We start from the raw sequence: 13,624 nt of genomic DNA, 5'->3' as shown, positions 1-13,624 counted from the left end.
CAATAGATCCAGCTGATTTCCTTGTCGGCTGCCTGGGCCGTGACCGCGGTCAGTGCCGTCGAACCAAGCAGGGCGAGCGCCATAAGGCCAGTCTTGATGGTAATGCTCACGTCGTTACTCCCATTCTCGTTGTTAGCTGTTCACTCTTTATTGTTGGTCTTATTGTTTCACCGCACCGGCGGTCAGGCCGCCGACGAGATAGCGCTGAAGGAAGAAGATGACGATCATCGCCGGCGCAATGCCGACGAAGGAGGCCGCCATCAGTTCGTTCCAGATGACCTCCTGCTTGCCGAAATRAGCGAAGAGTCCCACCGGCAGGGGCATGTATTCAGTCTTCGAGTTGAAGGTCAGCGCGAAGATGAACTGCTGGGCATAGGCGCCGATGAAGGTGGTGATCGCGACGACGATAATCCCCGGCATCGCAATGGGCAGAATGACACGACGCAGCGTATAAAAATGGCTGGCGCCATCCATGTAGGCCGCTTCGTTGAGTTCCTGTGGAATGCGGATCATGTAGGTGCGCAGCAGCCAGATCGCCGAAGGGATCAGGAAGGCGACGCCCGGCACGATCATCGCAAGATAGGTGTTCAAAACACCGATGCTGCGCATCAGGCGGAAGAGCGGGATGAGCAGGACGGCGCCGGAGAACATGTTCACCGTCAGGAAGGCACCGAGCAGGATGCCCATGCCCCTGAACTCGAACTTCGCAAACGCATAAGATGCCGGAATGACGAGGCAGAGCACGATCACGGTGACGATGATCGAGATGAAGAACGAGTTGAAGATGTAGCGACCGAAGCCCGGTACGCTGATCCACATCGTCCGGTAGGCCTCGAAGGAGCCGTTTTCCGGCCAGAAGCGGTAGGGCGAGGAGAAGAGCTGGCTGAGCGGCTTCAGCGAGACCAGGAAGCCTTCGACGAATGGCGACAGCACGAAGAACAGGAAGAGCGCTATACCGCAGTAAATGAGAATGATTTCCCACCAGCTGTAGCGATCGATCATGGGACGGCTGCTCATGCGCGCTTCTCCGGATTGAGGCGGCGGGTGACGCGGAAATAGGCGAAGCAGAAGAGCGACAGGAAGATGCAGATCAGCACAGCGCGCGCTGCCCCTTCGCCATATTTCTTCGAGCCGATCGCCGTCTGATAGGTATCGATGATCATCGTCGTCGTTTCGCCGCTCGGACCACCCTGTGTCAGGATCCAGATGATGTCGAAGGAATTGAAGGTCGCAATCAGCGACAGCATCGACATGGTGATGATGGCCGGAACCATCAGCGGCAGCGTGATGCGGCGGAACCGGTACCAGCGGCCGGCGCCGTCGGTCCATGCTGCTTCATAGAGATCCTTCGGGATCGACTGGATCGCGGCGAGGAAGTAGATCGTCACCAGCGGGACGCCGATCCAGACGTCGGTCACGATCGTTGCCCAGAAGGCGGTGCTGCCATAGGCGAGGAAGGCGACCGGACCGTCGACGAGGCCGAAGCGCTGCAGCAATCCGGAAATCATCCCGAACTGGCCATTATACATCCAACCCCACATGAAGATGCCGATTGCCATCGGCACGATCCATGGCGGCATGGTGAGCAGTCGAAACAATGAACGGCCGGGCACGGCGGCGTTCAGCATGGAGGCGCCGAAGGTGCCGATGATCATCTTCAGGGCGACCGAAAAGAAGGTCCAGATGAAGGTTCGGACAATGACTTCCGCAAAGGTGGAATTGAAGATCTTCTCGTAGTTGACCCAGCCGACCCAGTTCGTGACCTTGCGTAGCGATGCATCCGTGAACGACAGGATGAACGTATCGACCAGTGGATAGGCGACGATCGCGAGCACATAGAGGACGGCCGGAAGGAGAAGGATCCAGGCGAAGATGACGGCACTTTTCTGAGCACTCATCTTGCCGTTCTCCTCAGGCCGCTCTGGCGTGTAGCGCCTCGTCGAACCGGTCCCATATGGGACGAAGGTCGATCACGGCCTTCTTCATGCGAGCCTCATCCATGGCAAGTGCCAGGATGCCTGCCTCCAATGCGTTCAGCGTAGAGACCGGCAGATCCGACCCGGAGCGCACGCTTTGCAGAATATCGGCCGCCATCTGCTCGTCGGCCCCGTAATGCTGCGACAATTCGGTCGCGGCATATTTGTTTTCGACGATCTTGTTGCCGGTCAGCTGCTCGTGGACATCGAGATAGCCGCGGACGAAGTCGCCCTCGGCCATGCCGCGCGAGCCCATGATGGCGAAGCGGCGGAACTGGTCGGGAACGTTCAGGTTGGTGTGGAAATTCATGCCGACGCCATTCGCGTATTCGACGATCGCCACCTGATAATCGATGATGTCGGCGTCGCTGTCGAACACCTTGTCCGAGCCCATCCAGCCGCTTGGCTTGCGGTGGAAGAGTTCCAGATCGTTGATGCCTTCGCGCGCCGGGTCATTGGCGGGAATGAAGCTCTTGCGGCCGCCGAAGCTTGCGACGCGTTCGGGGCGGGCGCCGATCACACCATTATAAAGGTCGAGGTCATGGCAGCATTTTTCCAGCATGAAACTGCCGGAATAGCGCTCGTAGCGGCGCCAGTCGCGCATGAAGAAGGCGCCGTGATAGGGTTCGATATGTTCAGAGGCTTCGATGGAGACGATATGGCCAAGCTTGCCTTCGGCCTGGATGGCGCGCAGATCCTTGTAAAGAGGAGAGTAGCGCAGCACGAGGCCGACCATCAGCCGCTCATGGCCGAACTTGGCCATCAGATGGGCAAGTTCGATGCTTTCGGCGATCGTGGTGACAATCGGCTTTTCGCAGAAGACCTTGAGACCAGCCTCAAGACCGAGGCGGATATGATCGAGATGCATGTGGTTGGGAGAGCCGATCATCAGGAGATCGAGCTTGTCGGAGGCGAGGAGCTCTTGCGGTGAAGCATAGGCCTTGCCGACAGAGACGCCCTTTTCCATCAGTCCGGGAAGTCCCGCGGGCTCCGGATCGACGTAACCGACGATCTCGAAGCTGCTGTCGATAGCCTTGAAAACATAGCCAAGATAGCCGAGCCGGAATCCCAGCCCTATGATTCCCACTTTCATGCCAACAATGTTCCCAATTCGTAATTTATTTTCTTCAAGTTGGGACAAAAAACAAGGGCCGTCAACTGAAAACGGGGTTCAGAGCGGATTGATGAAATTAATTTTCATCAATCCGCTCCACCCCCGATGTGACCGGTTGCAAGATCAGATCGGGCGGCTCGAGTACACCCTTCGGCTTTGGCTTCGAGACTATGCGATCGGCGGTTCACTCCGCAGCGTTCGCGTGACGGAGAGAACACAAGGCGGGCTTTAGGGTTTCAAGTCATAGGCTTGGTGAGATGCACGAAGCTCTGCCAAAGTCTTGCCGACGCAACTGCCGCCACTTGCGCCGCCGGTTGCCTTCGCCTGACCGTCCAGGGTGATCGTACCGCCCATGCGTTCGGATGCCACATAGGTTGCGACACCGTCCTCTGAAATACGTGATATGTAGAAAACGTGATAGGTTTCCTTGTACTTGCATTGGATAAGTATTGGAAATTGGTCAAACGGAGAGGTCTGTGCCTCCGCGGCCGCGAGTGGAAGGCCCGTTAGCGCTATCAGGCTTGCGAGGACCGCTTTGGCTGATGCGTTCAATCTTCGACCGGATGCATGCGTCATCGTTCAATCCCCTTTTTCAAGATCGACCTTCGAAATCCGCTGCAGCTAGATCGTCAGTGCGACGAGCGCATCACGGTCGAGAAGTCGGACAATGCGTTGCAGTTTGCCGTTGAGACAAAGAATTCGTTTTTCGCGTAGTTTCGTAAAGCAACGGGCGACGGTCTCGACCGTCAGCCCGAGATAGTCGGCAATATCGCTGCGCGACATCATCATATCGAATTCGCAATCTCCGGGATAACGATCAGCCGTTTCATAAACAAAGGCGGCGACCCGCTTCAGCGCGCTTTGCTCGGTGATGACGAGCTGTTTGTGCTGTGCCTTCGCGAGGTTCGTCAGGGCAATGTGGAGAAGGTCTATGGGGACGACTGCCTCCTGATTGGCGCGAAAGGGCTTTATACAGGTTTCACAGACTGCCTCTGCAAAATCGGTTCGTACATTGCCCGTCTCGAGCCCGAACCATTCACCCTTGCCGCAAAAGGACAGAATATATCGCTGCCCGCTTGCCGTGAGGCGGTAAATCCGCACCGCGCCCGCTTCGACCTGATAGATCGCAAACGCGTGTTCACCTTCGCTATAGATCGTCTCGTCGGCCTTGAGCCGGATCGATTGATCCTTAGCCGTTCCGGCAACGCTGCCATAGCGATGGCCAGGAAACGTCGTGTGCTTTGCGATCGTTTGGTTTTGAAGCATATGCGTCGCTCCCATTCGTATCTCAGCATAGGCAATCGCTGTCCGCCCCGGTATTCGAGATATCCCTTACGTATCGCTACGGAAGCCCAGAACCACCAATAGGTGTATAAAGCCATTCCCCCTGATGAGAGCGATACGAAGGTATCGAGGGAGGTCTGGATGGTATCGGAAGAGGGAGGGGAAAACCGCGCACTTCAAGACTCTGCAAGCGTGCGTGCGCAGCTTGACCTTATACTCGCCAGTCCGGAATTCCTTGCCCCGGAGCGCGGGCGCCGCTTCCTGCAATATATCGTTGAAGAGACACTTGAAGGGCGCAGCGAACAGCTCAAGGCCTATACGATTGCACAAGCGGTTTTTGGCCGTGATGCATCCTTCGATGCACAGAATGATCCAGTTGTCCGCATCGAGGCGGGGCGGATCCGTCGAGCGCTCGAACGATACTACCTGGTCTGCGGAAGCAGTGATCCAATCCGGATTACTGTCCCCAAAGGAGGTTATGCGCCGCACTTTTCGAGCGCAGAAGACAGTTCGTATGTAGCAGAAATTTCCGCCCCGCAGAACCGCGAGAGCAAGCGGCGCGCCCCCGGGCAGKAGCGGGCGGTGAGCTATCGTGATCTCCTGTTGCCGATCGGCGTCCCCGCGCTGTTCGGGGCAATGGCCATACTCGCTCTTGTTCGTCCGCTTGAAGCCTATCTCTCCCCACCAGAGACGTCGCCGGCGCCTGCCGCATCAAAGTCGGAGAGCAAGGTCAGGGTTGCGGTCGAACCCTTCGTCGCTCTCGGCGGCAGTGCGCAGGGAGCTGATTTCGTGAAGGGATTGGCCGATCAGCTGATTGCAAAGCTCATGAAGGTGGAGAGCCTTACTGTGCTTGCTCCAGGCCGATCCGGGGCGGAAATGACCGGTTCGTTTTTCAGCCTGCAGGGAAGCGCTCTCATCGAGGGTACGATCCTTCATCTGCATGTCCGCCTGATAAATGCCGCCGATGGCGCGGTCACCTGGGCAAATCAATATGATCGAGACCTGCGCGGCCAGGCCATTCTCGACGTCGAGGACGAGATCGCCACACAAATCGCGGTGACTATTTCGAACAACCACGGGCTGAACGACGCGGGCGCCGACCCGTAGCTGCCTTATCTTGCTGACAGGGGGCTGATAACCAATCCCGAGGCGCGCAGCCCGTTCAGGAACCGCTCCTGGTCCTCCGGCCGCTGCAGGCGGAGCGAGACTTCCTGGCGTATGTCAGTCATCAAAATGGGCGCGTGAATATTGAGCCAATCCTTTTCCAGCATGGCTTCATCAGTCTTTCCGGCAGCACCGAGAATGGACAGCAGCACAAGGCGATGCATGGGATTATCATCGAGATCGGACCTTCGCGACCACTTCTCCGCCTCTTCTAGATCTCCTTCCATGAATGCGCACAAAGCCATACCGACCTCGTAGTAACCTTTGGTACCGACACCCTTATTGAGGGCGATCGACAGCAACTCGCAGCCTGACTGCCATTTCCCAGACATCGCCAATCGCAAGCCGTACTCGCCTGCGACTTCCACATCATCAGGGTTTGCAGCATAGGCTGCGGTGCCTGCCTTTAAGGCTTCGTCGGTATCCCCTCTAAAGAAGCTCACCAGCATCTGCGCCTGTAGCACGCGTGGATTGTGCGGCGCGAGCGATGCTGCCCGCTTCACCGCAGCGCTCGCCAGCGCGAGAGGCTGGGTCGACGATAATGTACCGAGCGTATGGCGGAATCTGATTTCGTCGAGATAGACCATGGACAGCAGCGCCCAGGACGTCGCATTGTCGGGAAAACGCCGGGTGGCCTGTTGCAGGCATTCGCGCGCCGCGCTGTGACTTTGCCCTGTCATGGTCTGACGATAGCTGGAATAGACGAGTGTACATTCATGGGCACTTCGGTCTTCCATCTGTGCCGTTCGCGCTATCATATCCGTGTCGGTCTGAAAGATGGCGCCATAGGGCTGTGCGATCGCATTGGCGATTTTTCGTGCGAAATTGCCTTGAATCACAAGCTGGTTCTGGTCCTGAAGGTCCCCATCGAAATTATTGGCCCAGATGACGGCTCCATCCACTTGGTGCACCAGCCTGACAGCAGCACGCAGCCTGCTTCCATCGATCTGGACATTACCCTGGAGTATGTAGTCGGCAACTGAGACGTGCTCATCACGGAACGGATCTGCGACGACAACGATGTCATCGAACTGGGCGAGTTGTCCGATAATATCGTCCCTCAGGCCTCGCCCGATATCCGAGCCAACGTCAGCAGGGCTGCTTTCGGCAAAGAATTCGACGATCACCTTTGGCTCAGGACGTGTCGGCGGCAATGCTGCGGTCGGAGCATCACGCAAAGACAATGCGAACGTGAGGGCTAGAAGAAGAAGAGCGAGGACGACGGCCAGCGCAGTCCCGAGACCAATAAGGGTGACCAATCCCGGCCGACGTGTTTCCTCAAGCGAATGACTTTGATCTTGGTACTCAACATTCTGCGGATTGTCTGAGGTCTCGATGGGCTCAGTCGGAGCAAGCGCACCCCGCGCATATTCGAAATGCGGGACATATCCGCCTTTGGGCACAGTAATGACGACGTCGTCCCTCTCGCCTGCGACGAGATAATAACGCTCGAGCGACTTTCGTATTCGGCCGGCCTCGATCCGGACAACAGGATCATTCTGCGGATCGAATGAAGCTTCCCGGCCAAACACCACATTTGCTATCGTAAATGCCTTCAAGAAGTCCGATCGACCGGCAAGCGTCTCGTTGACGACAAATTCCAGGAAATTTCGCCCGCGCTTCGGCGCGTGAAACTCCTCGCTTGTAAGGATTCGTTCGACCTGTCGGCAAACTTCGTCCGTCGTCGGCCCAAAACTGCGGAAAGTATTGACCTTTGCGCTTCTCATGATCGACCCTACGACAAAGATCACGCAGTTATATAAGTCAATTCTAACGCATCATACCCCACAAGTCCGAGGTTGCAAGATTTGCTTTAAGGCTATCGAATATAAGTTGACCCGCTGCCGATCGGCAAAGCCTTTGCGGTTTCAGGCGATTGCGTCGCAGCGTCAATGGTAATGGCCATGCGCATGAGCTCTGCCAGATTGCGCGCGCCCATTTTAGCCATCACATTGGCGCGGTGGACCTCCACCGTGCGCGAGCTGATCCCAAGTTGATACGCAATCATCTTGTTCTGTAAGCCATCGAGTACGCTGATCAGAACCTGGTGTTCGCGCTCCGTGAGCTGGCGGAGCCGTGTGGCGACGCTTCCGGAATCAGGTAAAACGCTGCCGGCCCGCCTCTGTCCCATCGCTCCGTTGATGGCGGCAATAAGCACGTCCTCCTTCAGAGGTTTTTCCAGGAAATCGAATGCCCCCGCCTTCATTGCCTGTACAGCCGCGGCAATATCTCCCTGGCCGGTAATGACGATCGCCGGCACGTCTATACTGAGACGTCGCAGGCGATAGAGTAATTCGATGCCGTTAATATGCGGCATGCACAGATCAGTGACCAGACAACTTCGCCCCGACAGCGGCAGAAGTTCTAGGAAGGCTTTCGCACAGCTATGTGCGCGAACAGCAAAGCCTGCCGACACCAGCAAAAACGTTAGAGAGCGCCGGAGCGACTCCTCGTCGTCGACGAGATGGATCGTAAGGTCATTCGCCATCGATTGGGGTCTCCGCCAGCGGAAGCGAAAATGAGAGGATCGAGCCTCCCTGTATTCCCTTGCGCGCGCTGATGTGGCCTCCATGCGCTTCGATGATGCGTTTGGACAATGCCAGGCCCATGCCAAGTCCGCGCGGTTTACTGGTCACGAAGGGACGAAACAGCGCCTCTTCGATCTCGGCGGCAATTCCGCAGCCATTGTCGGATACGTCGACAAACAGATGCGAGAAATCGTCGGTCCTGGTGTGGATCGCGATAGTCGGCTGCTCGACGCCGTCGGTCGCTTCCACGGCATTATGAAGAAGATTGATCAGCACCTGGACGATCTGGACGCGATCTGCGACCACGATGTCCCGCTCGGATTCGAGCCGCAAATCGATGTGAAGGCCTTTCCGGGCCGATCCGGTGAGCCCAAGCGTCGTCGCTTCGGGGATCAACGCGTGCATCGCCTCCAGTCGTTTCTCGCCGGCGCCGCGCTTTGCAAATTCCCGGACGTTCTCGACGATCGTTCCCGCCCACAAGGCGTGCTGCGTGATTTCCGACAAGGCCTCACGAAGCTCCACGCCGTGCCGCCGGCAGTCGTTCGTCACAAGGCGCTTGCAACCTTCAGAGTAAGCGGCGATCGAGGACAGCGGTTGGGACAGTTCGTGTGCCAGCGTCGCTGTCATTTCCCCAAGCGCGACTATTCTTGCAAGACGCGCCAGCTCACGTTGAAGCTCCTGAACCTGCTGCAATGTCTCGCGCTCTGTCCGGAAGTCCTCAAAGATCGCCGCAACGAAGGTTCGTCCTTCGCCTTGTTCTCGGATGATGGTCAGGGCAGTTGGAAACTGAACGCCGGTTTTGGTCGTCGCCAGACCAGCACGCACCGCGCCCTGGTCTGCCCAGCGTCCCTTGATCTGAACATCCGGCGTTGAAGACCAGACAAAGTCGATCTTGCGGTCGAGCAGTTCACCTTCTTCATAACCGAACAGGGTCACCGCAGCCCCATTACAGGCTGAAATTCTATTGTTGTCCGTCATGAAAAACACTGCGTCAGGCATGTGTTCGTAGAGTTGTCGAATCCAGTTCGCCTGTGGCCCGTTCTTTTTGCACGAACCTCGCGCGGACTTATGGCGTGCTGTTAGCGAGCCGATGAACGAGGTTCGTCCCGTCAGGCTTGAGACAAGGGAACTGAATTCGGTAACATGCGGCGCCTCCATCTTGGTGGACATGATGGTCTCCTCCGCCCTTTGAGAAGTGATCCAGTGCCTCGACGGCCCTTCCTCCTCAACAATGACAAGAGTTTACCATCTTTGGATGGGGGATCAGTGTAGTATCGCGTAGACTCTATTGGTCTTTTTCTTCAACGGGACCTGCTGAAAGTCCGGCGAGCCGGCGCTTTGGGCCGGCCTCATCTCCATTGATCCGGCTCAATGCCTCTGGCTCGTTGTTCCGCTACTCTGGGACGCGATGGGTTTACAGCCATTTTGAGGGAGCTGGAAGATGAGGAAGTTTGCTCTTGCTATTGCTATTGCGACCGCTGCGTCGGTCGTGACCCCTGTCGGCGCCCAGGAGAACCGCAAGGAATTCCGGCGCATGAACTGGGCCGAAAACCTGCCGGAGCACATCAGAGCCTATCACGACAAGCGGTTCTCCATTGTCAGTTTTCGAACCGCAGTCGAAGTCGGCGCGATGCCGAGGCCGGGCAGCGCTGAACATGTCAAGGAAATCCGCACGGCCATCCGCTCCAACGCATGGCTCGTTCAGCAACTGAAGGCCAAGAAATTGACACCCAACCAGATCGAATGGGTGACGCGCGCCCGCAACGGCAATCTGACGTTCTACATCGAATGAGCGGGCACGCAGGGTTCCCACGAAGAAGGCCGCGCTGTCGCGAATCCATCGAAAGGCAGGTCGTAGCGGAGGTCTTTGCGGCATCCGCGCTAATAGGAAAATCACGCCGGCCGAGTGACTGGCACGCCGAAACAATAGCCTCTTGTCGGTCGACACTCGTGCATCGTCGGGAAGGGTCGGTGATGTGGCGGTTGGTCGTCGAAGCTCCGTTCGAAGAGGATATAGAACTCGCCGTCATTGACGACGAAGGCGTCCATGCCTTGGTTTTTCCCTGCCAGCGTCTGCCTGGCGGATGGGCAAATGCCCTGACCGGCGAGATGCTCGATCTCCACCCGACCCATTGGCGCGCATGGCAGATGCAGCGATGCAACACGTCTGACCTTCACTGAACAGGCTGCATTCTCCTCATCCCGGATGGTCGGAAATTGCAAATGCTGCACCGCACCTTGTCTGCAATCAATGACATCGCCGTGTCTGCCCAAGTAGGCTTTCAAACAGGCTGGATGTGTTCAAGGGCCGGCGGCGGCGCCGTCATCCTTTGGGGCTGGAAGGAGGACCTCATGCGTGGTTTCGGTGTTCATTCTGAGGTCGGAAAGCTGAGAACCGTCATGGTCTGCCGACCGTCTCTGGCGCACCAGCGGCTGACGCCCGCGAATTGCCATGACCTTCTTTTCGACGATGTCTTGTGGGTGCATGAGGCCCAGAAGGATCACTATGATTTTGTCCTGAAGATGCAGGAAAGAGGGGTCGAAGTTCTTGAGACCCATGACCTGCTTGACCAGACGTTTTCAAACAAACAAGCGCGCGATTTCATACTGGATCGACGCATCACCCCGAACGTGCTCGGCTCCCAGATCGCCGAGGCGATGCGGCCATGGCTCGACGAGATGCCGGCCAAACAGCTTGCCGCCTTCATGATCGGCGGCATTGCGATCTCCGACCTGCCCGACGTCAAAGCGAAGTCGCTGATGCTGAGTGCCCTTCCGGAAACCGATTTCGTCATCCCGCCGATCCCCAACACCCTATTCCAGCGCGACCCCTCGTGCTGGATCTATGGCGGGGTGACCTGCAACCCGATGTTCTGGCCGGCCAGACGCGCCGAGACGCTGATCCAGCGCGCGATCTACAAGTTTCACCCTATATTCCACGGCGGCGATTTCCGGATCTGGTGGGGCGATTCCGATAATCAGTTTGCCAATGCCTCGATGGAGGGCGGTGACGTCATGCCGATCGGCAATGGCACTGTTCTGATCGGCATGGGCGAACGAACTACCTATCAGGCCGTTGGCCAGGTGGCGCAGGCCCTGTTCAAAAACAAGGCCGCAAAGCGAGTGATCGCCTGCCTGATGCCGAAGAGCCGCGCAGCCATGCATCTCGATACGGTTTTCAGCTTTTGTGATCGCGATCTTGTCACGCTCTTTGCCGAGGTCGTCGATCAGATCCGCTGCTACAGCATGTATCCGGTAGATGACGACGGCACATTCGAGATCCATCCCGAAAGCCAGCCGATGCTCGATGTCGTCGCCGAAGCGCTCGATCTGCCGCTAATACGCACGGTCGAAACAGGCGGCAATTCCTATCAGGCCGAACGCGAGCAATGGGACGACGGCAACAATGTCGTCGCGCTCGAACCCGGTGTCGTCGTCGCCTACGACCGGAATACCTATACGAATACGCTGCTGCGCAAGGCGGGCGTCGAGGTCATCACCATCCGCGGTTCCGAACTCGGTCGCGGCCGCGGTGGCGGGCACTGCATGACGTGCCCTATCTGGCGCGACCCGGCTTACTGACGTTTTCACCCACCAAACAGACTGACGGAGCAAGACCATGAGCTTCAATCTGCGCAATCGCTCGCTTCTGACCGTGCAGGATTACACCCCGCGGGAGTTCCGCTATCTCCTCGATCTCGCGCGCGATCTGAAGCGGGCCAAATATTCCCGCACCGAGCAGGAGCATCTGAAAGGCAAGGAAATCTGCCTGATCTTCGAGAAAACCTCGACGAGAACGAGATGCGCGTTCGAAGTCGCCTGCTCGGACCAAGGCGCCAACGTCACCTATCTCGATCCGTCCGGCTCGCAGATCGGGCACAAGGAATCGTTCAAGGATACGGCGCGGGTGCTCGGCCGCATGTATGATGCGATCGAATATCGCGGCTCCGAGCAGAAGGGTGTGGAAACGCTGGCACGCTACGCCGGCGTGCCCGTCTATAACGGCCTGACAGATGAATATCATCCGACGCAGATGATTGCCGACGTCATGACCATGCGTGAACACAGCGACAAGCCGATCGCCGCCATCAAATATGCCTATGTCGGCGACACGCGCTCGAATATGGGGCATTCACTGCTGATCGTGGGCTGCCTGCTCGGCATGGACGTGCGCATCTGCGGCCCAAGATCGCTTTGGCCGTCTGAGGAATATATGAAGATCGCCAAGGATCTGCAGCAGGCCTCGGGCGCACGCCTGCTGGTCACCGAGGATCCCAGAGAGGCAGTCAAGGACGTCGATTTCATCCACACGGATGTCTGGGTTTCGATGGGCGAGCCAAAAGATGTCTGGCGTGAACGCATCAAACTGCTTACCCCCTACCAGGTCAATCAGGACCTGATGAAAGCGACCGGTAATCCGCAGACCAAGTTCATGCATTGCCTGCCGGCATTCCACGATACCGAAACCACGCTTGGCAAGCAGATCGCCGAAGACTACGGCATGGCGAACGGCCTCGAAGTCACGAACGACGTCTTCGAGTCCGAGGCCAATGTTGCCTTCGAGCAGGCGGAAAACCGCCTGCATACGATCAAGGCCCTGCTTGTGGCTACCTTGGGAGATTGACATGCGTGTCGTCATTGCGCTGGGCGGCAATGCGCTTCTTCGGCGCGGCGAGCCTATGACTGCCGATACCCAGAGGCGAAATGCGCGCACCGCGGCTGAGGCGATCGCGCCCCTGGCGGCTGAACACGAGCTCGTCATAACACACGGCAACGGGCCACAGGTCGGGCTGCTTGCGCTGCAGGGGGCGGCCTATAAACCCGAGGAAGCCTATCCGCTCGATGTTCTGGGCGCCGAGACCGAAGGCATGATCGGCTACATGCTGGAGCAAGAGCTCGGCAATCTCCTGCCGTTCGAGCAGCCCCTGGCGACACTCCTCACCATGGTCGAAGTCGATGCTGACGATCCCGGCTTTCAGAACCCGACAAAATTCGTCGGACCGGTCTACGACAAATCCGAGGCGGACCGGATACGCACGGAAAAGGGTTGGGTCTTCAAGCAGGATGGCGAAAAATGGCGTCGCGTCGTCGCCTCGCCGGCGCCGAAACGCATCTTCGAGATCCGCCCGGTCCGCTGGCTCCTGGAACAGCGCACGATTGTTGTCTGTGCAGGCGGTGGCGGCATACCGACCATGTATGAAAAGGGTGCCGATCGGAAGCTGATCGGCGTCGAAGCCGTGATCGACAAGGATCTCTGCTCGGAGCTTCTGGCCCGCGAGCTTTATGCCGATCTCCTGATCATGGCGACCGATGCCGAGGCCGTCTATACCGATTGGGGCAAGCCGTCCCAGAAGGCGATCCATCGCGCTCGTCCCGATGATCTGAAGCAGTTTTCCTTCCCGGCCGGCTCGATGGGGCCGAAGGTGGAGGCGGCCTGTCATTTCGCCCGTGCCAACGGCAAGGCGGCGGCGATAGGCTCACTTGCCGACATTGCCGGAATGGTGCGCGGCGAGCGCGGGACGATCATCGATGGCGGCTTTGATGGCCTGAGCTGGCAC

Annotated in this window: 14 protein-coding genes; 6 read left to right on the top strand and 8 right to left on the bottom strand. The window is 57.8% G+C overall.

The genetic code is table 11. The annotated features are described in order from the left end of the window. Positions 1-159 precede the first annotated feature (159 nt). The 5 genes from AC1DTN_RS36650 to AC1DTN_RS36630 form a co-directional block, all read right to left on the bottom strand. A complete protein-coding gene (locus AC1DTN_RS36650) occupies positions 160-1,017 on the bottom strand; it encodes a carbohydrate ABC transporter permease (RefSeq protein WP_477924968.1) in 858 nt (285 codons plus the stop codon). Then, complete coding sequence (locus tag AC1DTN_RS36645; RefSeq protein ID WP_025669760.1) at positions 1,014-1,898, bottom strand: carbohydrate ABC transporter permease; 885 nt, start codon at positions 1,896-1,898, stop codon at positions 1,014-1,016. The genes AC1DTN_RS36650 and AC1DTN_RS36645 overlap by 4 nt, the downstream gene beginning before the upstream one ends. Before the next feature lie 13 nt (positions 1,899-1,911). Beyond that, positions 1,912-3,069 carry a Gfo/Idh/MocA family protein gene (locus tag AC1DTN_RS36640; RefSeq protein WP_439017994.1) on the bottom strand — a complete coding sequence of 386 codons (1,158 nt, stop codon included), beginning with the start codon at positions 3,067-3,069 and terminating at the stop codon, positions 1,912-1,914. Between the two features lie 249 nt (positions 3,070-3,318). After that, the gene (locus AC1DTN_RS36635; protein WP_113319956.1) at positions 3,319-3,666 is read right to left on the bottom strand and encodes a hypothetical protein; all 348 of its coding nucleotides are present in this window, start codon (positions 3,664-3,666) and stop codon (positions 3,319-3,321) included. Positions 3,667-3,711: 45 nt separating this feature from the next. Further along, positions 3,712-4,356 carry a helix-turn-helix domain-containing protein gene (locus AC1DTN_RS36630; protein WP_439017993.1) on the bottom strand — a complete coding sequence of 215 codons (645 nt, stop codon included), beginning with the start codon at positions 4,354-4,356 and terminating at the stop codon, positions 3,712-3,714. A gap of 159 nt (positions 4,357-4,515) precedes the next feature. Here AC1DTN_RS36630 and AC1DTN_RS36625 point away from each other — a divergent pair, with 159 nt between their 5' ends. Next, entirely contained in the window at positions 4,516-5,481 is a 966-nt protein-coding gene (locus AC1DTN_RS36625; RefSeq protein WP_477924967.1) for a hypothetical protein, read from the top strand. Positions 5,482-5,486: 5 nt separating this feature from the next. Here AC1DTN_RS36625 and AC1DTN_RS36620 read toward each other — a convergent pair whose 3' ends face one another. From AC1DTN_RS36620 to AC1DTN_RS36610, 3 genes are all read right to left on the bottom strand, one after another. Beyond that, positions 5,487-7,265 (bottom strand): hypothetical protein, encoded by a 1,779-nt coding sequence (locus tag AC1DTN_RS36620; RefSeq protein ID WP_442207489.1) that lies wholly within the window; start codon positions 7,263-7,265, stop codon positions 5,487-5,489. A gap of 92 nt (positions 7,266-7,357) precedes the next feature. Then, complete coding sequence (locus AC1DTN_RS36615; protein WP_439017990.1) at positions 7,358-8,026, bottom strand: response regulator transcription factor; 669 nt, start codon at positions 8,024-8,026, stop codon at positions 7,358-7,360. Next, complete coding sequence (locus AC1DTN_RS36610; RefSeq protein WP_442207490.1) at positions 8,016-9,236, bottom strand: sensor histidine kinase; 1,221 nt, start codon at positions 9,234-9,236, stop codon at positions 8,016-8,018. Before AC1DTN_RS36610 ends, AC1DTN_RS36615 begins: the two co-directional genes overlap by 11 nt. Before the next feature lie 271 nt (positions 9,237-9,507). Between AC1DTN_RS36610 and AC1DTN_RS36605 the strand changes: the two genes are divergently transcribed. From AC1DTN_RS36605 to arcC, 5 genes are all read left to right on the top strand, one after another. Next, the gene (locus AC1DTN_RS36605) at positions 9,508-9,858 is read left to right on the top strand and encodes a hypothetical protein (RefSeq protein ID WP_439017988.1); all 351 of its coding nucleotides are present in this window, start codon (positions 9,508-9,510) and stop codon (positions 9,856-9,858) included. 182 nt (positions 9,859-10,040) lie between these two features. Next, positions 10,041-10,247 carry a hypothetical protein gene (locus AC1DTN_RS36600; protein ID WP_007813158.1) on the top strand — a complete coding sequence of 69 codons (207 nt, stop codon included), beginning with the start codon at positions 10,041-10,043 and terminating at the stop codon, positions 10,245-10,247. 171 nt (positions 10,248-10,418) lie between these two features. Beyond that, complete coding sequence (gene arcA / locus AC1DTN_RS36595; RefSeq protein ID WP_113320166.1) at positions 10,419-11,648, top strand: arginine deiminase; 1,230 nt, start codon at positions 10,419-10,421, stop codon at positions 11,646-11,648. 37 nt (positions 11,649-11,685) lie between these two features. Further along, on the top strand, positions 11,686-12,690 hold the full coding sequence (locus tag AC1DTN_RS36590; RefSeq protein ID WP_442207491.1) for an ornithine carbamoyltransferase: 1,005 nt from the start codon (positions 11,686-11,688) through the stop codon (positions 12,688-12,690). 1 nt (position 12,691) lies between these two features. Next, positions 12,692-13,624 (top strand): carbamate kinase (gene arcC / locus AC1DTN_RS36585; RefSeq protein WP_310389065.1); only part of this gene is annotated, 933 nt, incomplete at its 3' end.

The organism is Rhizobium sp. 01T444, from assembly GCF_056398305.1.
The sequence above is the reverse complement of the archived record's forward strand: the minus strand, read 5'-3'. Positions and strand labels throughout refer to the sequence as shown.

Coding starts and splice junctions, on each gene's coding strand:
- AC1DTN_RS36605 (WP_439017988.1), top strand. CDS start 9,508: ATGAGGAAGTTTGCTCTTGCTATTGCTATTGCGACCGCTGCGTCGGTC.
- AC1DTN_RS36600 (WP_007813158.1), top strand. CDS start 10,041: ATGTGGCGGTTGGTCGTCGAAGCTCCGTTCGAAGAGGATATAGAACTC.
- AC1DTN_RS36615 (WP_439017990.1), bottom strand. CDS start 8,026: ATGGCGAATGACCTTACGATCCATCTCGTCGACGACGAGGAGTCGCTC.
- AC1DTN_RS36640 (WP_439017994.1), bottom strand. CDS start 3,069: ATGAAAGTGGGAATCATAGGGCTGGGATTCCGGCTCGGCTATCTTGGC.
- AC1DTN_RS36620 (WP_442207489.1), bottom strand. CDS start 7,265: ATGAGAAGCGCAAAGGTCAATACTTTCCGCAGTTTTGGGCCGACGACG.
- AC1DTN_RS36590 (WP_442207491.1), top strand. CDS start 11,686: ATGAGCTTCAATCTGCGCAATCGCTCGCTTCTGACCGTGCAGGATTAC.
- AC1DTN_RS36645 (WP_025669760.1), bottom strand. CDS start 1,898: ATGAGTGCTCAGAAAAGTGCCGTCATCTTCGCCTGGATCCTTCTCCTT.
- AC1DTN_RS36635 (WP_113319956.1), bottom strand. CDS start 3,666: ATGACGCATGCATCCGGTCGAAGATTGAACGCATCAGCCAAAGCGGTC.
- AC1DTN_RS36610 (WP_442207490.1), bottom strand. CDS start 9,236: ATGTCCACCAAGATGGAGGCGCCGCATGTTACCGAATTCAGTTCCCTT.
- arcA (WP_113320166.1), top strand. CDS start 10,419: ATGCGTGGTTTCGGTGTTCATTCTGAGGTCGGAAAGCTGAGAACCGTC.
- AC1DTN_RS36630 (WP_439017993.1), bottom strand. CDS start 4,356: ATGCTTCAAAACCAAACGATCGCAAAGCACACGACGTTTCCTGGCCAT.